The sequence below is a fragment of the Sphingomonas sp. J344 genome (assembly GCF_024700005.1).
Lineage (GTDB): Bacteria > Pseudomonadota > Alphaproteobacteria > Sphingomonadales > Sphingomonadaceae > Sphingomonas.
Genome location: NZ_JAJONB010000001.1, coordinates 645,865 through 669,388, shown reverse-complemented (window position 1 = coordinate 669,388; position 23,524 = coordinate 645,865). Strand labels below are relative to the sequence as shown.

Below are 23,524 nucleotides of genomic sequence, written 5' to 3'. Positions count from 1 at the left end.
AAAGCGAAGGGCCGCGGAACGATGGTTCCGCGGCCCTTTTTGCTTTGGTGTTCCTGCCACTCCCGCAAGCGGGAAAGGGCTCCAAACCCCTAGTCTTGCGGCGTAGGCGACGGGGCAGGGGCCGGGGCGCCGCCAGCCTGGGTCTGCGCGTCGCGGCCATCGCCCTGTGGCGCGGCGACGATGTCGCGGGTCGTGCTGCCCTTGTCGACCACGCTGGTGTCGGGGCTGCCCACGCCGGAGCGGATGCCGGCATCGGCACCGGTACGTGCACCGGCCGCATCAAGAGCGGCGCGTTCCGACGCGCTGCGCGGCGCGCTGCCGCCGAACAGCGCTTCGAGCGCCTGCTGCGCGGGACCGCCGGCATCCTGTGGACGCGGTGCACCCGGCTGCGGCGGGCGCATCGCGAAGTCGGGCGGGATCACCAGAGGCGCCTGACGCGCCACGGCGAATTCGTCGGGACGCTTGCGGTCGCCCAACAGGCTGCTGCCGCAGCTGGCGAGCAGGGTCGCCGCGCCGCATACAGCGACAACAAGCACGGACTTACGCATTGGCATTCTCCACAGGGGCGCCGGTGTCATCGGCCTTGGGTTTCTCTCGCACGAACAGCGCCCGGATGAGCAGGATCAGAACGCCGATGGTAATCGCAGCATCGGCGACGTTAAAGACCAAAAAAGGGCGCCATTCGCCAAAGTGCAGATCGGCATAGTCGACGACATAGCCGAACCGCACCCGGTCGACGATGTTGCCCAACGCGCCGCCCAGCACGAGGCTGAGCGCGAACATGTCTTGGCGATTGGTCTCGCGGACCATCCACCAGCCCACGCCCCCGCAATTGCGGCGGTCAGCGCGACCAGCGCCCAGCGCATCGTGTCGGTTTCGGCGGCGAGCAGCCCCAGCGACACTCCGATATTGGCAACGAAGCGCAGGTCGAAGAACGAAACGACCTCGATCGCCTTGCCCGGCGCGTCGATGCCCAGCCCCTCGACCACCCACGCCTTCATCGCCTGATCGGCGACAAAGATCAGGAAGGCGAGGGCGAAGCCGATCGTGCGGTTGCGGTTCATGGACCCCATGTCTTTCAGGAAACTACCGAGTCGCAGCGGTGGCACAGCGCGCCATCGGCTTCAACCTCCGGAAGCAGACGCCAGCACCGGCCACACTTCTTGTGATCGGTCCGCTTGACCGCGACGCCCTCGTCCGACCCGTGATGCACATCGGCGACGATGAACACCTCGGCCAGTTCGGCGGCGGGGCGCAGCAGGTTCGGAACCGTCACCTCGGCCTCGAGGCTCGATCGAATCACCTTCTCGCGGCGCAGCGGCTCGATCGCCTCGGTCACCGTCTCGCGTTGGCGACGGATATCCTCCCACTCGGTCGAGATCGCGTCATCGCCGGGCAGCGCCGGGAGCTCGGGCCATTCAAGGAAATGGACCGAGCCGTCCTCGGACGGATAGCGCGCCTGCCACACTTCCTCGGCGGTGAACGCCAGGATCGGCGCGGCATAGCGGACCAGCGCGTGGAACAGCGTGTCGAGCACGGTGCGATACGCCCGCCGCTTCGGGCTGTCCGCCGCGTCGCAGTAGAGGCAATCCTTGCGGATATCGAAGAAGAAGGCCGACAGGTCCTCGTTCATGAAGTCCGACACCGCACGGGCATAGCGGTTGAACTCATACGCCTCCGCCGCCGCCTTCAGCTCGACATCGAGCATGCCGAGCTTGTGAAGCACATACAGCTCCAGTTCGGGCATCGCCTCGACCCCGACCTTTTCAGCATCGCTGAAGCCATCGAGCGCTCCGAGCAGATAGCGGAAGGTGTTGCGGATCTTGCGATACGCGTCGCCCGTGCCCGCCAGCACCTCCTTGCCGATCCGCACATCCTCGAAATAATCGGTCTGCGCGACCCACAGGCGCAGGATGTCCGCGCCGCTCTCGCCGATGATCTTGAGCGGATCGACGACATTGCCGAGGCTCTTGGACATCTTGCGCCCCTGCCCATCGAGCGCGAAGCCGTGCGTCAGCACCGCGTCATAGGGCGCGCGCCCGCGCGTCCCGGCGCTCTCCAGCAGCGACGACTGGAACCAGCCGCGATGCTGGTCCGACCCTTCGAGATACAGGTTTGCGCGCACGCCCTCGCCGTAACGCTGCTCGATCACGAAGCTGTGGGTCGATCCGCTGTCGAACCACACGTCGAGGATGTCGTTGACCACCTCATAATCGGCGAGGTTGTAATCCGGCCCCAGCAACGCCTGATGATCCGCCCCAAACCAAGCATCCGCGCCACCCGCGCGGAATGCGTCGAGGATGCGGACATTGACCGCGTCGTCGCGCAGATAGTCGCCGTTCTGGCGGTGGACATAGAGCGGGATCGGCACGCCCCAGGCGCGCTGCCGCGAAATCACCCAGTCCGGGCGGCCCTCGACCATCGCATGGATGCGGTTGCGGCTCTTCTCCGGCACCCACCGGGTGCGCTCGATCGCGTCGAGCGCCAGACCGCGCAGGGTGGGCGCGTTGGACGGGTTCACGATAGGGCCGAAACCGATGTCGGCGGCAAAGCCGGGCAGCTCGGCGGCGACATCTCTCCCCGTCACCCCAGCGAAAGCTGGGGTCTCGTGCGGCTCCTGTCCCGCGCTCTCGCCTGAGGCCCCAGCTTTCGCTGGGGCGACGGACGAACGGCTCCCATCCATCGGGATGAACCACTGCGGGGTGCAGCGGAAGATGATCTTGGCCTTGGACCGCCAGCTATGCGGATAGCTGTGCGCGAAATCGTCCGACGCGGCGAGCAGCGCCCCGGCGGCGCGCAGGTCGGTGCAGATCGGCCCGTCGGATGCGACGAACTTCTTGTTGATCACCGATCCCTGACCGCCCAGCCACAGCCAGTCGGCGCGGTACATGCCCGCATCGTCGACCGCGAAGACAGGGTCGATGCCATGCGCCTTGCACAGCAGGAAATCGTCCTCGCCATGATCGGGCGCCATATGGACCAGGCCGGTGCCGGCGTCGGTGGTGACGAAGTCGCCGGGCAGGAACGGGCGCGGCTTGGCGAAGAAGCCGCCGAGATGATGCATCGGGTGGCGGGCAGTGGCACCGGCGAGTTGTGAACCTCGTACTCGACCGAAATACTCTTCCATTAGCTTCGGGCCGGAGCCGTCCGCTTGTAGATTGAGCCGTTCTAGCCGGTCGCGAAACGCTTCCAAAAGAGGCTCGGCGACGATGAACGTGCCGCCGTCGGATGGCTTGGTGCCGGTGGTTCCATCCCACCACATCGCGAAACGCAGATACTCAACATCCGGCCCATAAGCCAAAGCCTGGTTCACCGGGATCGTCCACGGCGTGGTCGTCCAGATCACCGCATGCGCGCCGACCAGTTCCGGCGCGTTCGGCGCATCGACGATCTCGAACGCGACGTCGATCTGGGTCGACACCACATCCTCATATTCGACCTCGGCCTCGGCCAGCGCGGTCTTTTCGACAGGGGACCACATCACCGGCTTGGCCCCGCGATAGAGCTGGCCAGACTCCGCGAACTTCAGCAATTCGCCCGCGATCGTCGCCTCGGCGTCGAACTTCATGGTCAGATACGGATCGTCCCAATCGCCCATCACGCCCAGCCGCTCGAACTGTTCGCGCTGCACCGCGACCCATTTCTCGGCATAGGCGCGGCATTCGGCGCGGAACTCCGCCGCCGGCACCTCGTCCTTGTTCAGCTTCTTGGCGCGATAGGCTTCCTCGATCTTCCATTCGATCGGCAGGCCGTGACAATCCCAGCCGGGGACATAGGGCGCGTCCTTGCCCATCAACGACTGGCTGCGGACGATGATGTCCTTGAGGATCTTGTTCATCGCATGGCCCATGTGAATGTCGCCATTCGCGTAAGGCGGGCCATCATGCAGGATGAAGCGCTCACGCCCCGCGCGCTGCTCGCGCAGCCGGTCGTACAGGCCAAGCCTGGCCCAGCGCGCCAGGATCTCCGGCTCCTTGGCGGCAAGCCCCGCCTTCATCGGAAAGTCGGTCTTCGGCAGGAAGACGGTGTCGCGCCAGTCGCGCTGCGTGTCGTTGGTGTCGGTCATGGGTCTGCGCCGATTAGAGGAAAGCGGGCGGGGCGGAAAGAGCGTTCCCCTCCCGCTTGCGGGAGGGGCTAGGGAGGGCCTGTCGCGCGACTGCAAGCGAACCGTTGCGGGGACATGCCCTCCCCCCGACCCCTCCCGCAAGCGGGAGGGGAGTCAGGTAATTCGCAGTGCTTCCCGTGCCGCGTCGCAATCGCGCGCGATCTGCGCTTTCAGCGCGTCGATATCGTCATATTTGGCCTCGTCGCGCAGGAAGTCGACCAGCTGAACCTCGACCATCTGGCCATAAAGATCGCCCGAAAAATCGAAGAAATAGGGCTCGAGCCACTCGACCGGCGGGTCGAAGGTCGGCCGCACGCCCAGATTGGCGACGCCATCGACCACGCGCCCGTCCCCCAGCCGCGCCCGCACCGCATAAATCCCGTAACGCGGGCGCAGATAGCTGCCGAGCCGGATATTGGCGGTCGGATAGCCCAGTTCGCGGCCCAGCTTCGCGCCGCCCTCGACCTCGCCCAGAATCGCGAACGGCCGGGTCAGCAACGCCGCGGCCTCACGCGGACGCCCTTTGCGCAGCGCGTCGCGGATGCGGCTGGACGATACGATTTCGCCCTCCGCCGCGACCGGCAGGACGGTATCGACGCTGAACCCCAGCTCCGCGCCGAGCTCGGCCAGCACCGCGACATTGCCGTCGCGTCCCTTGCCGAAGGTGAAGTCCGCGCCGGTCACGACCCCGCCCGCGCCGATCAGCTCGACCAGCCGCTGCTGCGCGAATTCGTGCGCGGACAGCGAGGCGAGCGAACCGTCGAACTGGAACACCAGCATCGCGTCCGCCCCAGCCTGCGCAAACAATCGCGCACGCTGGTCCAGCGTCGTCAGGCGAAAGGGCGGGGTGTCGGGCCGGAAATGCCGCACCGGATGCGGGTCGAACGTCGCGACGATGACCGGACGCCCTTCATCGCGCGCACGCGCCACCGCACGGCCCACCACCGCCTGGTGGCCGCGGTGAAAGCCATCGAAATTCCCCAGCGCCACGATCCCGCCGCGCAGATGCCCGGGGACCGAAGCCGCTCCGTCCAGCCGCTCCATCGGCGCGGCTATAGAGCTTGAGAAGAGACGTGCAAATCCTCCCCGGAACGGGGAGGGGGACCATGCGAAGTATGGTGGAGGGGCCCGAGGCAACGGAAACCCTTGCCTCGGGCCCCCTCCGTCAGCGCTGCGCGCTGCCACCTCCCCGTTCCGGGGAGGATTGTTTAATGCCGCTAAGGCGTCGTCACCGATGACCGGGACTGCCGCTCAGGTAGCTACGCCATATTTGTCGAGCCGAAGCTCAAACTCTTCCCGCAACTCCGGCCAGGCATCGAACGCTGGCTGCGTAACGCGCAATCCGATCTCAGCAAGCGCGCTCGCTACGCCGTTTCGAAGATCGGAATCTTCCGGCAGATGATGCTTCAAAATATCATATAGCCGGACCAGCTCGCGCGAGGCAGCGGTTCCGCCATTGGCCAAGATTCGGGCCATATCCTTGTCCATCTCGCCTCCTCTAATGCCCGTGACCGATCACTTTCCCGGCGCCATCCCCGCGCGCAGCACCCGCAGCACATTGCCGCCCATCACCTTGCCGATCTCCTCCGGCGTAAACCCGCGATCGACCAGCGCCTGGGTCACATAGACCAGCTGTGCCGTATCGAATCCGGTTGTCACCGCGCCGTCGAAATCCGACCCCAGCCCGACATGATCGATCCCCACCAGATCGCGGACATGCGCGATCGCCGCCGCGACCTTTTCCGGCTCGGTCCCGCAAATCGCCGCATCCCAGTAACCGATGCCGACCACCCCGCCGGTCTTCGCCACGCCGCGAATCTCGGCGTCGCTCAAGTTGCGGTTGACCTTGCACACCGCCTGCACCCCGCCGTGGCTCGAGACAACCGGGCGTTTCGCGATCTTCAGGATTTCGGCGACGCTGGCGTGGCTGGCATGGGCGATGTCTACGATCATGCCAAGTTGCTCCATCCGCGCAATCGTCTGGCGACCGAGCGGGGTCAGCCCGCCCTTCTTCTCGCCGTGCATCGACCCGGCCAGCTCATTGTCGAAGAAATGGACGAGGCCAGCCATGCGGAAGCCGGCGGTGTAGAGCCGGTCGATATTCTCGATCTTGCCCTCCATATTCTGTAGCCCCTCGATCGACAGCAGCCCGCCGACCGCCTTCTGCCCCGCCGCACGCGCGGCCAGCAGCGCATCGAGTTCGCCGGGCGACCGGATCACGTGCAACCGCCCCTCCGACCGCGCCGCCGCTCGCTCCAGCTTTTGCGCATGGAATAGCGAGCGTTCGAGAAGCGAGGTCCAGGTGCGCACCGGCTGCAACTGCGCGACCGTCAGCAGCGTGATATTGTCGGTCTCCGCGCTGTTCGCGTCGTAATTCTGCCCCTTCGGCGTCTTGGTCACCGACGAGAAGACCTGCAGCGCGACGTTGCCCTCGATCAGCCGGGGCAGGTCGACATGACCGCGATCCGCGCGCTCCAGTACGTCGCGTTTCCACAGCAGAGTGTCCTCATGCAGATCCGCGATCTGCAGACGTGCGTGTAATTGACGGGTGGAATCGGACACGACCGGCAACTTGGTCGCGACGACTTGATTCATCCCTTGTTCGACATATCCGGGGGCAAAAGCGAAAAAGGCGAACAACGCCACCGCGATCAGGGCAACCAGACCCCAAATCCATTTCCGCATCGCCCCATCCCCCCAGTCGTCATGCCGGACTTGTTCCGGCATCCACCGTGCCGCGCATCCGATCCGTTCGGGTTTTGCGACACCGTGGACCCCGGCACAAGGCCGGGGTGACGGACTAGAGGCGTTCGAGGGTGACGAAGCTATACGCCGGCCGCTCGCCCTCGGCCGGGTGATCCTCCCGCGCGACTTCACGCCACTCCGCTCCGAACGCCGGCACCACCGCATCCCCTTCGGGCGACGCATGCACCTCGGTCAGCTCGATCCGCCCGGCAAGATGCAGAAATAGCGCGAAAATCTCCGCCCCGCCGATCACCGCGACATCGCCGTCACCCGCAACTTCCAGCGCTTCGGCGACCGAATGCACCACCTCCGCCCCCTCGGCCCGCCAGGCGAGATCGCGGGTCAGTACGATGTGGCGGCGGCCGGGCAGGGGGCTCGGAAACCCCTCGAACGTCTTGCGCCCCATCACCATCGGCTTGCCCATGGTCTGCGCCTTGAACCGCTTCAGGTCGGCGGGCAGCCGCCAGGGCAGCGCGCCATCGACCCCGATCACCCCATTATCGGCCCGCGCCAGATGAAAGGTGATCAAACCGCCACCGCCCCCTTGATGTGCGGCTGCGCGACATAATCGTGCAGCGCAAAATCCTCGAATTCATAGGCGTCGATCGACGGCGGACGGCGCAGGATCTCGAGGCGGGGGAGCGGCCCCGGCGCGCGCGACAGCTGCAGTTCCGCCTGTTCGACATGGTTGGAATAGAGGTGGCAATCGCCCCCGGTCCAGATGAATTCGCCGACCTCCAGATCGCATTGCTGCGCCAGCATATGGGTCAGCAGCGCATAGCTCGCGATATTGAACGGCACGCCCAGAAAGATGTCGGCGCTGCGCTGATAGAGCTGGAGCGACAGCTTGCCGTTGGCGACATGGCACTGGAACAGGCAGTGGCACGGCGCCAGTGCCATCGCGTGCAATTCGCCCGGATTCCACGCCGAAACGATCATGCGGCGTGAGGCGGGGCTGGTCTTCAGCGTCTCGATCAGCTCCTTGATCTGGTCGATATGGCGGCCATCGGGCGCCTCCCAGTCGCGCCACTGCTTGCCATAGACCGGGCCGAGATCGCCATTCTCGTCCGCCCATTCGTCCCAGATGCTGACGCGGCGGTCCTGCAACCACTTCACATTGGTGTCGCCGCGCAGGAACCACAGCAATTCGATGAAGATCGACCGGATGTGCAGCTTCTTGGTGGTCAGCAGAGGAAACCCCTCGGACAGGTCGAAGCGCATCTGGTGGCCGAATACGCTGCGCGTCCCCACGCCGGTCCGGTCATCCTGCACCGCGCCGTCGCGCAGCGCGCGTTCCATCAGGTCGAGATATTGCCGCATGGCCGGAGCCTAGCGGAGCGCTCCGAAGCCGCCAAGCGTGGTCGCACCATTTTGGTGTGAAGTCCCTCCAAGTCGGACCCGGTTGCGCTCGACCCGCCAGCGCCACCGCGCAACCCTGCCACCATGGCCGGCGCGTGGTCCGCATTCTCCCCGGAAGCTCCCCCCGACGCGCTGGCCAGCCGGCTCGCGGCGGATATTGCGGGCGAGCCGCGCGAGGTCGCCGCCTTCGCCTTCTGCGATTCGCACGGCAATGTCATCGGCACGCGCCGGATCGAATCGCGATGCGCCGACTCGGTCGATCTGCCGCTGCGACGAATCGTGGCTGACGCGGTGCTGCTCGATGCCGCCCGCGTGGTGATGGCGCACAACCATCCGGCGGGCGAAGCCTGGCCCAGCCGCGCTGACCGCGATGTCACCGCCCGCCTCGCCCGCGCGCTCGCGGCAGTGGACACCCGGCTGGTTGATCATGTCGTGGTCGGACGCGACGGCGCAACGTGGAGCTTCCGCGCGGCAGGGTGGCTCTAGCGCTTACTCGTCGCCCATCGGCGTGCCGCTCGCCTTCCCGCTGGGGCGGTTGGGACAGGGCTTGATCGCGGACGGCTCGGGGCGCGGCCCTTCGGCCTTGAACATCGCGATATAGCCCCCCGCAGACGGCATGTCGCGGATCGACACCTGGCGATAGCCGACTGCGGCGAATTCGCATTTCAGCAACGCGGGAGGCGTCCCGTGATTCTCCGTTGCGCGGTCGGCATCGACCACCACGACCAGCCCGTCCGGGCGCAGCGAAGGCCGCATCCGCCACAGGAACTCATAGGGTTCCTCGATCTCATGATACATGTGCACCATGAATACACGGTCAAAACTGTTTTCGGGCAGTTTGGGATCGTTGGGCTCGCCCAGCCGCACGCTGACATTGTCGAGCCGGTCGCGCGCCACGCGTTGCGCCAGCGCATCGCGGACTTCGGGGACGATGTCCTGCGCCAGCACCCGGCCCTTGGCCCCGACGCGCGCGGCGAGGCGGACGGTGTAATAGCCTTCGCCTGCGCCGATATCGGCAACGGTCGTGCCGGGGCGAATTTCGGCAAGGTTCATCACCGTATCGGCCTCGTTCAGCCGGTCGCGCGCCTCTTCGGTCGACCAGCGCGACGACACGATCGGTGCAACCGGCCGGTCGGCGGCGGGAAAGCTGAGGTCTTCCCTCGGCTCGGGCTGGGGGCGCGGGCGCGTCTCGTCACACCCGGCGATCAGCAGCGCCGGGATCAGGATCAACGCAGCGCCGGCCAGTCTCAATCGACGTCCTCCACCTCGACCGTTTCGCCGGTCACGCGCTGTGATAGCGCAGCAGCCATGAACGGGTCGAGTGCCCCGTCGAGCACATCCGACGGTGCGGTGGACGTGACCCCGGTGCGCAGGTCCTTCACCAGCTGATAGGGCTGGAGGACGTAGCTGCGGATCTGGTGGCCCCACCCAATTTCGGTCTTGGCGGTATATTCGCCCAGCGCGGCTGCTTCGCGCTTGGCCAATTCGGCCTCGTACAGACGCGCCTTCAGCATGCCCATCGCGGTCGCGCGGTTCTTGTGCTGCGACCGGTCCTGCTGGCTGGCGACAATGATGCCCGATGGCACGTGCGTGATGCGCACCGCCGAATCGGTGGTGTTGACGTGCTGCCCGCCCGCGCCCGACGCGCGATAGGTATCGATCTTCAGGTCGCTCTCGTTGATCTCGATGTCGATCGAATCGTCGATCACCGGATAGACCCATACCGACGAGAAGCTGGTGTGCCGTCGCGCCGAGCTGTCATAGGGCGAGATGCGGACCAGGCGATGCACGCCGCTTTCGGTCTTGGCATAGCCATAGGCGTTCTCGCCCTTGATCAGCAGCGTGGCCGACTTGATCCCCGCCTGTTCGCCGGCGTGATAGTCCATCAGCTCGACCTTGAACCCATGGCGCTCGGCCCAGCGCGTGTACATGCGTTGGAGCATCTCGGCCCAGTCCTGGCTTTCGGTCCCGCCCGCGCCCGAATGGACTTCGAGATAGGTGTCGTTGGCGTCGGCCTCGCCCGACAGCAGCGCCTTGACCTTGTCCTCCTCGGCGCGCGCGGAGAGCGCGGCGAGCGCCTGCGTGCCCTCCACCGCCATCTCTTCGTCGCCCTCCGCCTCGGCCATTTCGATCAGTTCGCTGGTTTCAATGAGTTCGCGCTCGATCGCGCGGGTCGCGGTGATCGACTCGTCGAGGCGACGGCGCTCGCGCATCACGTCCTGCGCCTCCTTGGGCTTGTCCCACAGGGTCGGATCCTCGACGCGCGCGTTCAACTCGTCGAGCCGCCGCAACGCTTTGTCCCAGTCGATGAAGCGGCGCAGTAAGGCGAGCGCGGCGTTGATCTTGTCGGCATGTGCCTGCGCTTCGGCGCGCATCGTAAAAACCTTTCAAGTTAAACCGTCACCCCAGCGAAAGCTGGGGTCTCAAGCCGCAAGCGCGCGGCGTGAGGCTGGAGGCCCCAGCTTTCGCTGGGGCGACGATATAGTGCCGCTAGTAGATTCCGCCCTCGCGTTGCAAGAAGTCGCTGTCGCGCGGCCCTTCCTGGCGCACCGCTTTCTTCTTCACCTCGGCCTTGGGCGCTTCCTCCTCGCCGCGGGTGCGACGACGCGGTTCGCTCTCGGGCTTGAACGCTTCCCAGATCACTGCGCCCTTGGGGTCGGTCCCGGGCCAGGCCCCGAACACGCGCTTGCCGGTGGTGCGGTCGATGCGGACCATGCGGACCCCGGCGGGCGCGGTAAAGGGAAGAACGTCCTCCTTCTCCAGCGCCTTTTGCGCGAATGCCTTGTAGATCGGTGCGGCGATGGTCCCGCCCTGCGCATAGCCGCCCAGATTGGTCGGCGTGTCATAGCCCATATAGAGGCCGGCGATCATCTGTGGCGTGCCGCCGATGAACCACACGTCGCGCGGGCCGGACGAGGTGCCCGTCTTGCCCATGATCGGTCGGCCGAGGTCGCGCAGCACCGTGGCGGTGCCGCGCTGGATCACGCCCTCGGTAATATGGACCATCTGGTAGGCGCTCATCGCGTCGAGCACCTGGCGCGCGCGATTGATCGGGCGCGGCATCGGCTTGCCGTCCCAATCGGGCATGTTGCACCGATCGCAGGGCCGCCAGTTCTCCGGCCACACTACCTTGCCCTGCCGGTTCTGGACGAAGTCGATCAGCGTCGGGTTGAGTGCGCGGCCGTGATTGACCAGGATCGAATAGGCGTTGACCATCCGCATCACCGTCGTCTCGCCCGCGCCCAGCGCATAGGACAGGTACGGCGGATATTTCTGCTGGCTGACGCCCATCCGCTGCATCAGGTCGACGACCTTGTCCATGCCGGTCTGGTTCGCCGCCTGCACGGTCATCAGGTTGCGCGACTGCTCGATGCCCCAGCGCATCGTGCGCGGTCCCGCACCGCGCGTGTTGCCGAAGTTGCGGAAGCATTTCTCGCCCAGCGCCGCGCCCTGCCACACGCAAAACGGGCCATCGACGATGATCGACGCCGGAGTCATCCCGTTTTCCAGCGCGGCCGCATAGACGATCGGCTTGATCGTCGATCCTGGCTGGCGCTGGGCCTGGGTCGCGCGGTTGAACGCCTGCACCGTCGCGTCGAACCCGCCCTGCATTGCCAGGATGCGGCCGGTGCGCGGATCCTCGACCACCATGCCGCCCGAAATCTTGGGAACCGAACGCAGGCCGAACACCCCGCCTTCCGGCGCCACCGCGATCACGTCGCCGGGCTTCAACGCGGCGAAAGCAGTGCCGCCCTTGCCACGTACCGGCATCTGTGCCCCGCCGCGCGGGAGTATGCCGGTCGCGCCATCGCCAAATCCGATCTGGGCGCTGCCGGCGCTCTTGGAAATGACGATCGCCGCGCGCCAATCCTCATAATCGAGGTCGATGTTGGTATTGAGCAGCGCGCTGCGCCAATTGTCGCCGCTGATGTCCTGCTCACGCATCGGCCCGGACCAGCCGCGCCCGCGATCATAGCGGATCAGTCCGTCGCGCAGCGCCTTTTGCGCCGCTTTTTGCAGCTCGGGATCGAACGAGGTGCGCACCCAAAGCCCGCCCGAATAGACGCTGTACGGTCCCGACTCCTCATTCTCGCCGAATCGGTCGATCAACTGACGGCGCACTTCCTCGATGAAATAGCCGCCGAGCGGGTCGGTCTTCGGTGTCTTGCGCGGGACGGCACCCAGCGGCGCGGCGACTGCGGCGTCATGCTGCGCCTGATCGATATAGTCGTTTTCGAGCATCTGCCCGAGCACCCAGTTGCGCCGCTCGATCGCGCGCGCCTCATGGCGTTCGGGCATATAGTTGCTCGGCCCCTTGGGGAGGATCGCCAGATAGGCGAATTGGGGGACGGTCAGCTCGCGGACGCTCTTGTCGAAATAGGCATTGGCCGCCGCCTCGACCCCGAACGCATTCCGCCCCAGCGCAATCTGGTTGAGGTAAAGTTCAAGGATCTGCTCCTTGGACAGCGAGCTCTCGATGCGGAACGCCAGGATCGCCTCGCGCGCCTTGCGAACATAGCTCACCTCATTGGTCAGCAGCAGATTCTTTGCCACCTGTTGCGTGATCGTGGAGGTGCCGCGCGGCGTCTCGCCACTGGTCAATCCCTGCCACGCGGCGCGAACAAGCCCGGGATAATCAACGCCGCTGTGCCGGAAAAACGTCTTGTCCTCCGCCGACAGGAACGCGCCGACCATTAGCTTGGGATATTCCTCGAACGACAGTTCGACCCGGCGGTCGCGGGCATAGCTGCGCAGCGGCGTGCCGTCACCCGCGCGGATATTGGTGGGTAGCGGCGGCTCATAGGTCCGCAGCTTGTCGACCGAGGGCAGGTCGCGCAGGAACAGCGCCCAGAGCGCAATTGTCGCGATCCCGGCGAGCAGGGCCAGCCAGGCCAGTACCTTGAACCACCAGGTGCGGCGAATCCGGGCAAAGCGATCGCCGACATCCTCGCGCGTGAATTTGAGCGTGAAATTGGGTTGGGTCTGGTCCGCCATTGCGCGCGGGGTTTAGCAGGATATCGCCGCCTTGCCAGCGGGGGATGCGATGGGGTGAGGGGGGAGTTCTGATTCGGTCGGGCAATCCGAACCGGTCGCGGCACGGGCGCGCTCTCCCACCCGGCCACCCATCGATGATACCTTGTGGGTGGCCGGGTGGGGGAGCGCGCCGGTGCCGCTCGGCACAGCCGACAGCAACTAGCGCGCCGCCATCCGCGTGGCGAAATGGATCGCTACAGCGCGGTCGACGCTCTGCGCCACGCGCCGCCGTCCATCCTCGGTCTTGAGCAACGCGACGTCATTGGCGTTGGAGATATAGCCAGCCTCGAACAGGATCGATGGCATGTCCGGCGCCTTGAGCACCAGCAGCGACGCCATGCGATGCGGGTTCTCCTTGACCGGGATCAGCCCCTGTGCCTCCCGCCCCAGCAGCCGCGCGAACTTGGCCGATGCGTTCATCGTCTCGCGCTGGGTCAGGTCGATCAGGATCGACGACACGTCGCGATTCGTCCCCGCCAGGTCGATGCCGGCGAGGATGTCGGACTTGTTCTCGCGCGCCGCCAGCCGTGCGGCTTCCTTGTCGGATGCCACTTCGGACAGGGTATAGACCGTTGCCCCGCTCGCCCCGGGATGCAGCGCGGCGTCGCAATGGACCGAGATGAACAACGCTGCGCCCAGCGTGCGCGCGATCTCGAACCGGTCGCGGTGGAGCAGATAGCGGTCATCCTCCCGCGTCAGCGCGACGCGCACCCGGCCCGAAGCGACCAGTTCGTCGCGGATCGCCTTGGCGATCTTGAGCGCAAGTTCCTTCTCCTGGATGCCGTCGGCGGAGATCGCGCCTGGATCATGGCCGCCATGACCCGGGTCGATCACCACCAGCGGGCGATCGTCGTCCGCGCCATAGATTCTCGGCATCGCAAAGGGCATCGGCTTCGGCGGCACCGGCACCGATACGCTATAGCTGTGACGGCTCGAAGCGCGCGCGAAACTGAACGGCGGCAGGAAGCTCAGTCGGCCTTCTGCGGCGGCGCGGGCGAAGCGTGCCTCGTCCACCGTGCGCAGCTCCAGCGTCAGTGTCGAACCATCGGCACCGAACTTGCCCTCGGTCACGATTGCCGGGCGGGCAAGGTCGAATACGATGCGCGCGCCGTCGCCCTGCACCGCCTGGCGCACCGCTGCAACGGGACCGCGTGGCTGGTCGGGCGCGGCACCGGGACGCGCACCCATCAGGTCGAGCGCGATCCGGTTCGGACCCGCAAGGACGAAGCTACTGGCACCTGCGACGCGCTCGTCGAATCGGATCACGATCCGGTTCGACTGCATGTCGATGGCACGAATTGTTCCGGCCCAACTCGGCGCGCCGTTTAGAAAGCCGGCGAGGAGGGCAAGAAATAAAGACACCCGGGCGATATGCCGCGCCGGGCTGGGGGGGTCCAGCCCAAAAGCATGCATTGGTACTCACAAAAATAAGTCTCCCTGACCCGTGCTGGATAATCGGGTGGTCCTTCCGGCACGGTGAAGCGGTGCGGTTAATTCCGGATTCGGCATCTTTTTGCCGACAGGCGGCAATCAATTGCCGCGTGTGCGCCTTGATGATGGCTGGCACGCAAATTGTTGCCGCGCAGGTCCGCCGATGCTAGGCATCCCGGCGACCGAAACCCAATTTGGGTCAATTCGGTATCCATCGCCGGCCCCACTTGGCCCGGTAATTCAGGTTGACGCTGCATGAGGCAATTTCCGTCCATCCCGCATCGCACTGCTCAGGCGGTCGCGCGCGAGGCGGCGGAGGCGGGCACCCACGGGTCCGGCCGTGCCAATGCAGCAGAGGCATCACCAAACCCCTGCGCCCCCATTTTGACGGGGCGCAATCTTGTTCGCGCGCCGCGGCTGACACCCGCCTGGCGCGCCCGGAGACCAAATAATGACCATGCGTATGCTGATCGACGCACGCCACCGGGAGGAAACCCGCGTGGCTGTCGTCAAAGGAAATCGAATCGAGGAGTTTGATTTCGAGAGTGCCGAGCGAAAGCAGCTCAAGGGGAATATCTATCTTGCCAAGGTGACCCGCGTCGAACCGTCGCTTCAGGCGGCGTTCGTCGAATATGGCGGCAATCGTCATGGCTTCCTGGCGTTCAGCGAAATCCACCCCGATTACTACCAGATCCCCAAGGAAGACCGCGACGCGCTGCTGCGCGAAGAGGCCGAGCACGCCGCCGAGGAGGCTGCCCTCCGCGAGGCTGATGACGGCGACGATCACGACCATGAGGACGAGGACGGCGACTTTGAGGTGATCGAGCGCCCGTCCGACGAGGATGAGGATGGTGCCGAAGCCGGCGAGTCCGAAGGCGAGGGCGAAGAGGGCAAGGGTGGCGGTCGCCGCCGCCGTGGACGCAAGGGCAGCGACGATCAGGTCGAGGCGCTGCGCCAGCGCCGCATGAACCTGCGCCGCCGGTACAAGATTCAGGACGTGATCCGTCGGCGCCAGGTGCTGCTGGTTCAGGTCGTCAAGGAAGAGCGCGGCAACAAGGGTGCGGCGCTGACCACCTATCTGTCGCTCGCGGGCCGCTACTGCGTGCTGATGCCCAACACCGCGCATGGCGGCGGGATCAGCCGCAAGATCAGTTCGGCCGCCGATCGCAAGCGCCTGAAGACGATCATGGCGGACCTCAAGCTGCCGCCCTCGATGGGCTGCATCGTCCGCACTGCGGGGCTTCAGCGCACCAAGACCGAGATCAAGCGCGACTTCGACTATCTCGCCCGGCTGTGGGACGAGATCCGCGAAAAGACGCTGCAATCCTCCGCGCCCGCTCTGGTCTATGGCGACAGCGATCTGATGAAGCGCGCGATCCGCGATATCTATAACAAGGACATCGACGAGGTGATCGTCGAGGGCGATGACGGCTATCGCCAGGCCAAGGACTTCATGAAGCTCCTGATGCCGAGCCACGCCAAGAAGGTGAAGCATTACAGCGACGCCGTGCCCTTGTTCCAGCGCGCCGGGGTCGAGGAGCAATTGTCCGCGATGTACCACCCGGTGGTGCAGCTGAAGTCCGGCGGCTACCTCGTCATCAACCCGACCGAGGCTTTGGTGTCGATCGACATCAACTCGGGCCGCTCGACCCGCGAACATTCGATCGAGCAGACCGCAACGGCCACCAACCTCGAAGCCGCGCAGGAAATCGCGCGCCAGCTGCGGTTGCGCGACATGGCCGGTCTCGTCGTGATCGACTTTATCGACATGGACCATTCGTCCAACGTCCGGAAGGTCGAGAAGGCGATGAAGGAGGCGCTCAAGAACGACCGCGCCCGCATCCAGGTCGGTCGCATCTCGGCGTTCGGTCTGATGGAGATGAGCCGCCAGCGGCTGCGCACCGGCGTGCTCGAAGCCAGCACGCGCCAGTGCCCGCATTGCGAGGGCACCGGCCTGGTCCGCACCGCATCGTCGGCGGGCCTGTCCGCGCTGCGCCTGATCGAGGATGAGGCCGCGCGCGGTCGCGGGTCGCACATCACGCTGCGCTGCAGCCAGGAAGCGGCCTTCTACGTCCTCAACAACAAGCGCGCCGACATCGCCGAGATCGAGGATCGCTACGGCGTCCGCGTCGAAATCCTGTCGGACGGCGAACTGGAAGGCGCGCGCATGTCGGTCGAGGCGAGCGGGCCGCCGCCTGCGCACGCGCCGAAGTTCGCGGCCGCGATCCAGGAGATCGAGGACGATTTCGTCGAGGAAATCGACGAAGAGGAAGAAGAGGAGGAAGAGGAGGTCGAGGCGCGCGCCCCGCGTGAACGTCGCGACCGAGGCGAGTCCGAGGGCGATGGACGCAAGCGCCGTCGCCGCCGCCGTGGTCGTCGCGGACGCCGCGAGGATGGCGACGGCCCGCAGGATGCCGAGAGCGAGCGGGATTCCGACGCAGAGGGCGCGGACGAAGCTGGCGAGGGCGAGGATGCGCCTGCTGCCGAAGTTTCGACTGCCGACGAGGCGGGCGAAGGCCGCAAGCGCCGTCGCCGCGGGCGCCGTGGCGGACGTCGCGGCAATGGCGGTGGCGAGGACGGCGTCGGCGAGGCTCGTGACGAAGCCGATGTCGAGGCCGATGCGGTCGTCGATGCGCAGCCCGAGGCCGAACCGGTTGCCGAAGAAGCGCCGGCCAAGCCCAAGCGCAGTCGCCGCAAAAAGGCCGATGCCGCGCCGGTGAGCGAGGCTGCCGAGACCGTCGAGGCCGTTGCTGTTGAAGCTCCGGTCGAGCTTTCGGTCGCCGAGGAGGCTCCTGCCAAGCCGAAGCGCAGCCGCCGCAAGAAGGGCGAAGAGGCTTCGGTCGCCGACGCCGCCCCCGCCGAGGTGGCGGTCGCCGAGGTCGTGGAGGCTCCGGTCGTCGAAGAGGCACCGGCCAAGCCCAAGCGCAGCCGTCGGAAAAAGGCCGACGAAGCCCCTGCCGCCGTAGTGCAGGATCTTGTGCCCGCAGCCGATGATGTGGAGACCGTTCCGGCCGCAGCCGAAGGCGAGCCTGCCGAGGCCGGTGTCGGCGAAGGCGGCGAGGACGGCAGCGCGCCGCGCCGCGGTGGCTGGTGGCAGCGTACCTTCGGGGCCTGATCGCGAATACAGGGGCGGGGGCGCTGGACGCTCCCGCCCCTTTTCCATCCCCCTCTTTCATCGCCGGTTCATGCCGCCCCGGCCACCGCATCGCCGATGCGTCCGGTCACGCCGACCGTTGATCGCGGGGAAAAATCCGCCATGATGCCGCCGATGAAGCGCCTTGTATCCCTGTTCGCGCTGCTGCTGTTGTGCGTCACCAGCCCGGCCTATGCCCAATCGATCCTGCGCGATGCGGAGACCGAGGCGTTGCTTGCCGACATGTCGCGCGACATCATCAAGGCGGCGAACCTCTCGCCCGCCAATGTCCGCATCGTCCTGATCAACGACCAGTCGATCAACGCCTTCGTCGCGGGCGGGCAGACGGTCTATCTCCATTCCGGCCTGATCGACGCCGCCAGCAGCGCCAATGAGGTACAGGGCGTGATCGCCCACGAACTCGGCCATATTACCGGCGGACATGTCTCGTTGAGCGACCGGATGGGCAAAGGCGCCACCGGAATCACAATCCTCAGCCTGCTCCTCGGCGCGGCGGCGATGGCGGCGGGCTCTGCAGATGCCGGCATGGGGTTGATGCAGCTTGGCCAGCGCGCGGCGCTTGGCAGCTACCTCGCCTTCAGCCGCGCGCAGGAGGCGACGACCGACGCCGCCGGGGTCAAATATCTGTCGGGCGCGGGCGTCAGCGGCCGCGGCATGCTGGACTTCTTCAAGAAGTTGCAGCAGCAGGAGTATCGCTGGGGACTGAAGCGCGGTAGCGACACCAGCTATGTGATGAGCCACCCGATGTCGGGGGGATCGCATCGCGACGCTGACCGCAGACCTCCAGGCCGATCCGGCGTGGAGCAAGCCCAATGACCCGCAGATCGAGGCGCGGTTCAAGCGCGTTCAGGCCAAGCTGCGTGGCTATGTTGCCGAACCCAAGGACACGCTTCGCCGCTATCCGGCCACCGACACGACGGTCGTCGCGCGCTACGCCCGCGCCTATGCCTATCATCTCGGCGGCTATCCCAGGGAAGCGGCGGGCGAGGCGGCGGCATTGGTCCGCGCCGAGCCGCAAAACCCCTATTTCCTTGAGCTGGAGGGGCAGATACTGCTCGAATCCGGCAAGCCGCGCGATGCGCTCGCGCCGCTGCGCGCGGCGACGACGCAGACCAATTTTCAGCCGCTGATCGCCACCACTTTCGGGCACGCATTGCTCGCAACCGAGGATGCGACGCATCTGGAAGAGGCAGAGCGGGTGCTGCGTCAGGCGGTGGTCCGCGACAAGGAAAACCCCTTCGCCTGGTATCAGCTCGGCATGCTCTATGAGCGCAAGGGCGATAGCGCGCGCGCTGCACTCGCTACGGCCGAACGGGCCAGCATGATGGGCGACTACGGCCGCGCGATTCCCAGCGCGCAGGCGGCGATGGCGGGGCTGCCACAGGGCACCCCTGACTGGATTCGCGCGCAGGACATCGTCATGGCGGGCCAGGCGATGATGCAGGACAGGAAGCGCAAGTGATCGAGAAACTGGCGAAAAGCCCGCTGGCGCTGGCCGGCACTTTGGTGCTGTCCGGTGTAGTCGGCGGTCTTGTGGTGATCGGTATGCAGGCGCTCGTCACCGACCAGGCTCCGCGCGACGACAAGGCGATCGGTCAGGTCGTCCGCGATTATGTCCTCGAAAACCCCGAAATCCTGCCCGAGGCGATGAAACGATTGCAGGAGCGCGAGAGCGGCAAGGCGGTCGCCGCCAACCGCGCCGCGATCTTCGACGCCTATGCCGGCGCGTGGGAGGGCAATCCATCGGGCGACGTCACGGTGTCGGTGTGGATGGATTATGCCTGCGGCTATTGCCGTGCCAGCCTGCCGATCATCGCCCGGCTGGTGGCGGAAGACCCCAAGCTGCGCATCGTCTATCGCGAGCTTCCGGTGCTGAGCGAGGGCAGCCGCGTCGCCGCCTATTGGGGTCTTGCCGCCGCCGAGCAGGGCAAGTTCAAGCCGTTCCACACTGCGCTCTATTCGGGCGGGCAATTGAGCCAGGCGTCGATCGCCGCCGCCGCCGCCGCCGCGGGGCTGGACACGGCCCGCGCCCAGCAGTCGATCGGTAGCGACCGGGTCGAGGCGGAGGTCGCGCGCAACCTCGACACCGCCGGCAAGCTCGGCGTCACCGGCACCCCCCAGCTGGGTGATCGGCGATCAGGTCATCTCGGGCATGGTGCCGTATGAAGTTCTGAAGCAAGCCGTCGAAGCCGCGCGCAAGCCGGCGAAATAATCGTCCCGCCCTTGTCGGGTTCCGGCTTCGTTCCTAGATGCCCGGCTCCACATGCAGGGGGCCGTGCATGCAGCCTATTCTTTCCGTCCGCGGTGTCAGCAAGACCTATGCTTCCGGGCATCGGGCGCTGGGTGCGGTCGATCTCGACATCAACAAGGGTGAGATTTTCGCGCTGCTCGGCCCGAACGGCGCGGGCAAGACGACGCTGATCAGCATCATCTGCGGCATCGTGACGCCCAGCTCAGGTACGATCACCGTCGGCGGGCACGATACGATTGCGCAGGCGCGCGCTGCGCGGATGATGATCGGGCTGGTGCCGCAGGAATTGTCGGTCGACATGTTCGAAACCGTGCTGGCCACCACGCGCTACAGCCGCCGCCTGTTCGGCCGCCCTGGTCATGACGCCTATATCGAGCAGGTGCTGAAGGACCTGTCGCTATGGGACAAGCGCAACTCCAAGATCATGGAATTGTCGGGCGGGATGAAGCGTCGCGTGCTGATCGCAAAGGCGCTGGCGCATGAGCCGGAAATCCTGTTTCTCGACGAGCCAACCGCTGGTGTCGACGTCGAACTGCGACGTGACATGTGGAAGCTGGTCCACCGGCTGCGCGAACGCGGCACGACGATCATCCTGACCACCCATTATATCGAAGAGGCCGAGGAAATGGCCGACCGGGTGGGGGTGATCAACAAGGGCGAGCTGCTGCTGGTCGAGGACAAGGCGGTGCTGATGAAGAAGCTGGGCAAGCGCGAGATGGACATCGCGCTGGTGGAGCCGATGATGACCGTTCCGGCAGAGCTGAACGAATGGCATTTGACCCTGACCGACGAGGGGACGCGGCTGCGCTACACCTTCGACGCGCAGGCCGAGCGGACCGGCATCCCGTCGCTGCTGCGCAAGCTTGCCGAACTGGGCATCGCGTTCAAGGATCTCGACACGTCGAAATCGAGCCTGGAGGACATCTTCGTCGACCTTGTAGCCGCGAAGCGTGAGGAGGTGGCGGCATGACCGGGTTCAACCATCACGGCGTGTGGGCGATCTATCGCTTCGAGATGGCGCGTGCGCTGCGCACCTTGGGGCAGAGCCTGGTCACGCCAGTGATCACCACCGCGCTCTATTTCGTCGTGTTCGGCGGCGCGATCGGGTCGCGGATGCAGGAGCTCGACGGGGTGTCCTATGGTACGTTTATCGTGCCGGGCCTGATCATGATGAACCTGCTCCAGCTGTCGATCTCCAACGCGTCGATCGGCATCTACTTCCCCAAATTCACCGGCACGGTCTACGAACTGCTCTCCGCCCCGGTCACGGCGATCGAAATGGTGATTGGCTATGTCGGCGCCGCGGCGACCAAGTCGATCGCGATCGGCCTCGTCATCCTGTTCACCGCGATGGTGTTCGTCGACGTGCCGATCGCGCATCCGTTCGTGATGCTGGCGATGCTGGTGCTGACCGCGGTCACCTTTTCGATGCTCGGCTTCATCATCGGAATCTGGGCCAAAGGGTTCGAGCAATTGAGCTTCGTCCCCGCGCTGATCGTCACACCGCTGACCTTCCTCGGCGGCGCCTTCTACACGATCAACATGCTGCCCGAACCGTGGCGCACCATCAGCCTCGCCAACCCGGTCGTCTATCTGGTCAGCGGTTTCCGCTGGGCGTTCTTCGACAAGGGCGATGTCGCGATCGGGGTGAGCCTGGGCTTCACCGCAGCGTTCCTGTTCCTGTGCCTCGGCGTGATCGGCTGGATCTTCAAGACCGGCTGGCGGCTGAAGAACTGACGGGAACCAGCAGCGGCCGCAGCACCAGCGCGTTGAGGTTCAGCAGCGCATGGACAAGCATCGCAAACCATAGCTGGCTGGTGGCGAGGTAGAGGATCGTGAGCGTCACGCCGACCAGCGCCGACGCCGCGACTCCTGCCCAGCCCTGATAGCGATGGGCATAAGCAAACAGCGCGGTAGCGAGCGCCATGCCGAGCAGCGCATCGCCCGAAACCCGGGCTACGAACAGCGGCAGGGCGAGGCGGAAGAACAGCTCCTCGACCACGCCGGCGGTAATGCCCAGCGCGGCGGTCCAGCCGGTTTCGCCGGGGGTGCGGGGAAGCAGGGCGGCGAATTTGCCCGACATCAGCTGGCGTTTGCCCTGCCGCGCGCGCCACCATTGGATGCCAAGCCCGATCACCGCCCCGCACGCAAATCCGGCGAGCACCGCGATCTTGAGATGCAGGACATTGCCCCCAAATCCGGCGATCTGGCGCGCGGGCGGAATCAGCGGCGCAAACTCCGGCGGAAGCACCTCGATGGCATCCCATCTGCTCGCGACCAGCAGCGCCGCCACCGCGCTCGCCCCAAACGCCAACGGCGCGCGGCGCATCCAGCGGCGATAGCTGGCGATCCGGTCGGCGGGCGCGCGCCCGCTGCGATCACCCCGGACGTACCAGATATACGCGCCGACCAGCGCAATCAGCAGCGCGACGTCGAGCGGCGCGACGGACGGGATTGCGCCCATCAACCGATGCGATGCTCGCCCTTGACCCAGCGCACCGTGCCGGAACTGGCGCGCATCACCACGCTCTCGGTGGTCATCTTGTCCTTCTTGCGCTTGACGCCCTCCAGCAGCGACCCGTCGGTCACGCCGGTCGCGGCGAAGATACAGTCGCCCTTGGCCAGTTCCGACAGGTCGTACTGCTTGTCGAGATCGCTGATGCCCCATTTGCGGGCACGGGCACGCTCATCCTCATTGCGGAACAGCAACCGGCCCTTGAACTGGCCGCCGACACAGCGCAGCGCGGCACAGGCCAGTACGCCCTCCGGTGCGCCGCCCTGGCCCATATAGACGTCGATCGTGGTGTCGGGATCGGTGGTCGCGATCACCCCCCGCGACGTCGCCGTCGCCGATCAGCACCACGCCGCACCCCAGCGAGCGCAGCTCGGCGATCAGCTTTTCATGGCGCGGACGGTCGAGCACACAGGCGATGATCTCGCGCGGCTCGACGCCCTTGGCCGCAGCGATGGCCTTGATGTTTTCGGTCACCGATTTGTCGAGGTCGATCACCTCGGGCGGATAGCCGGGGCCGACCGCGATCTTGTCCATATAGACGTCGGGGGCGTTGAGCAGATTGCCCTCTTCTGCGATGGCGAGGACGGCAAGACTGTTCGGACCCGCCTTGGCGCAGATGGTGGTTCCTTCCAGCGGATCGAGCGCGATGTCGATCTTTGGCCCCTTGCCGGGGGCCGAGCCAACCTTTTCGCCGATGAACAGCATCGGTGCCTCGTCGCGCTCGCCCTCGCCGATCACCACGGTGCCGTCCATGTACAGTTCGTTGAGTGCGGCGCGCATCGCCTCGACGGCGGCGGCGTCTGCGGCCTTTTCGTCACCGCGTCCGACCAAGGTCGATGCAGCGATGGCAGCGGCTTCGGTCACCCGGACCATTTCTAAGACAAGGACGCGGTCGAGAAGCTGACTGGCGGTCTGCATGGGTTGGGCGGT

The 23,524-nt window shown here is 66.0% G+C and carries 17 protein-coding genes and 3 pseudogenes; 6 read left to right on the top strand and 14 right to left on the bottom strand.

Annotated elements, in window-relative coordinates; translation table 11 throughout:
* Nucleotides 1-89: 89 nt before the first annotated feature.
* From LRS12_RS03310 to LRS12_RS03275, 8 genes and pseudogenes are all read right to left on the bottom strand, one after another.
* Nucleotides 90-548 carry a DUF3035 domain-containing protein gene (locus LRS12_RS03310; protein WP_257843309.1) on the bottom strand — a complete coding sequence of 153 codons (459 nt, stop codon included), beginning with the start codon at nt 546-548 and terminating at the stop codon, nt 90-92.
* Nucleotides 541-1,073, bottom strand: a pseudogene (lspA, locus tag LRS12_RS03305) (signal peptidase II). The gene LRS12_RS03310 and the pseudogene lspA overlap by 8 nt, the downstream one beginning before the upstream one ends.
* 5 nt (nt 1,074-1,078) lie before the next feature.
* Entirely contained in the window at nt 1,079-4,066 is a 2,988-nt protein-coding gene (locus LRS12_RS03300) for an isoleucine--tRNA ligase (RefSeq protein WP_257843308.1), read from the bottom strand.
* Nucleotides 4,067-4,219: 153 nt separating this feature from the next.
* Nucleotides 4,220-5,149, bottom strand: a complete 930-nt coding sequence (locus LRS12_RS03295) for a bifunctional riboflavin kinase/FAD synthetase (RefSeq protein WP_257843307.1) — start codon at nt 5,147-5,149, stop codon at nt 4,220-4,222.
* A 207-nt stretch (nt 5,150-5,356) separates the two neighbouring features.
* A complete protein-coding gene (locus tag LRS12_RS03290; protein WP_257843306.1) occupies nt 5,357-5,593 on the bottom strand; it encodes a hypothetical protein in 237 nt (78 codons plus the stop codon).
* A 27-nt stretch (nt 5,594-5,620) separates the two neighbouring features.
* Nucleotides 5,621-6,790, bottom strand: a complete 1,170-nt coding sequence (locus LRS12_RS03285) for a dipeptidase (protein ID WP_257843305.1) — start codon at nt 6,788-6,790, stop codon at nt 5,621-5,623.
* A 115-nt stretch (nt 6,791-6,905) separates the two neighbouring features.
* Complete coding sequence (locus LRS12_RS03280; RefSeq protein WP_257843304.1) at nt 6,906-7,379, bottom strand: dihydrofolate reductase; 474 nt, start codon at nt 7,377-7,379, stop codon at nt 6,906-6,908.
* Nucleotides 7,376-8,170: a thymidylate synthase gene (locus LRS12_RS03275; RefSeq protein WP_257843303.1), complete on the bottom strand. Its 795-nt coding sequence runs from the start codon at nt 8,168-8,170 to the stop codon at nt 7,376-7,378. Before LRS12_RS03275 ends, LRS12_RS03280 begins: the two co-directional genes overlap by 4 nt.
* A gap of 123 nt (nt 8,171-8,293) precedes the next feature.
* Between LRS12_RS03275 and LRS12_RS03270 the strand changes: the two genes are divergently transcribed.
* Nucleotides 8,294-8,695 carry a JAB domain-containing protein gene (locus LRS12_RS03270; RefSeq protein WP_257843302.1) on the top strand — a complete coding sequence of 134 codons (402 nt, stop codon included), beginning with the start codon at nt 8,294-8,296 and terminating at the stop codon, nt 8,693-8,695.
* 3 nt (nt 8,696-8,698) lie between these two features.
* Here the strand turns inward: LRS12_RS03270 and LRS12_RS03265 are convergent, their stop codons facing one another.
* From LRS12_RS03265 to LRS12_RS03250, 4 genes are all read right to left on the bottom strand, one after another.
* The gene (locus LRS12_RS03265) at nt 8,699-9,415 is read right to left on the bottom strand and encodes a class I SAM-dependent methyltransferase (protein WP_374581235.1); all 717 of its coding nucleotides are present in this window, start codon (nt 9,413-9,415) and stop codon (nt 8,699-8,701) included.
* A gap of 41 nt (nt 9,416-9,456) precedes the next feature.
* The gene (prfB, locus tag LRS12_RS03260; protein WP_257843300.1) at nt 9,457-10,584 is read right to left on the bottom strand and encodes a peptide chain release factor 2; all 1,128 of its coding nucleotides are present in this window, start codon (nt 10,582-10,584) and stop codon (nt 9,457-9,459) included.
* Between the two features lie 115 nt (nt 10,585-10,699).
* Nucleotides 10,700-13,204 carry a penicillin-binding protein 1A gene (locus LRS12_RS03255; protein WP_257843299.1) on the bottom strand — a complete coding sequence of 835 codons (2,505 nt, stop codon included), beginning with the start codon at nt 13,202-13,204 and terminating at the stop codon, nt 10,700-10,702.
* 198 nt (nt 13,205-13,402) lie between these two features.
* Nucleotides 13,403-14,509 carry an N-acetylmuramoyl-L-alanine amidase gene (locus LRS12_RS03250; RefSeq protein ID WP_374580219.1) on the bottom strand — a complete coding sequence of 369 codons (1,107 nt, stop codon included), beginning with the start codon at nt 14,507-14,509 and terminating at the stop codon, nt 13,403-13,405.
* 616 nt (nt 14,510-15,125) lie between these two features.
* On the opposite strand from LRS12_RS03250, the gene LRS12_RS03245 reads away from it, so the two are divergent.
* The 5 genes and pseudogenes from LRS12_RS03245 (at nt 15,126) to LRS12_RS03225 (ending at nt 21,816) form a co-directional block, all read left to right on the top strand.
* A complete protein-coding gene (locus tag LRS12_RS03245) occupies nt 15,126-17,789 on the top strand; it encodes a ribonuclease E/G (RefSeq protein WP_257843297.1) in 2,664 nt (887 codons plus the stop codon).
* A 153-nt stretch (nt 17,790-17,942) separates the two neighbouring features.
* A pseudogene (locus LRS12_RS03240) lies at nt 17,943-19,290 on the top strand (M48 family metalloprotease).
* The gene (locus LRS12_RS03235; RefSeq protein ID WP_257843296.1) at nt 19,287-19,994 is read left to right on the top strand and encodes a DsbA family protein; all 708 of its coding nucleotides are present in this window, start codon (nt 19,287-19,289) and stop codon (nt 19,992-19,994) included. Before LRS12_RS03240 ends, LRS12_RS03235 begins: the two are co-directional and overlap by 4 nt.
* Before the next feature lie 113 nt (nt 19,995-20,107).
* Complete coding sequence (locus LRS12_RS03230) at nt 20,108-21,049, top strand: ABC transporter ATP-binding protein (RefSeq protein ID WP_257843295.1); 942 nt, start codon at nt 20,108-20,110, stop codon at nt 21,047-21,049.
* Nucleotides 21,046-21,816, top strand: coding sequence for an ABC transporter permease (locus LRS12_RS03225; protein ID WP_257843294.1), 771 nt, complete (start codon nt 21,046-21,048; stop codon nt 21,814-21,816). Before LRS12_RS03230 ends, LRS12_RS03225 begins: the two co-directional genes overlap by 4 nt.
* Here the strand turns inward: LRS12_RS03225 and LRS12_RS03220 are convergent.
* Both LRS12_RS03220 and glpX read right to left on the bottom strand, forming a co-directional pair.
* On the bottom strand, nt 21,788-22,543 hold the full coding sequence (locus LRS12_RS03220; RefSeq protein ID WP_257843293.1) for a CPBP family intramembrane glutamic endopeptidase: 756 nt from the start codon (nt 22,541-22,543) through the stop codon (nt 21,788-21,790). The two genes, LRS12_RS03225 and LRS12_RS03220, sit on opposite strands and share 29 nt — an antisense overlap.
* Nucleotides 22,543-23,512 (bottom strand): annotated as a pseudogene (gene glpX, locus LRS12_RS03215) (class II fructose-bisphosphatase). The gene LRS12_RS03220 and the pseudogene glpX overlap by 1 nt, the downstream one beginning before the upstream one ends.
* Nucleotides 23,513-23,524: the final 12 nt, after the last annotated feature.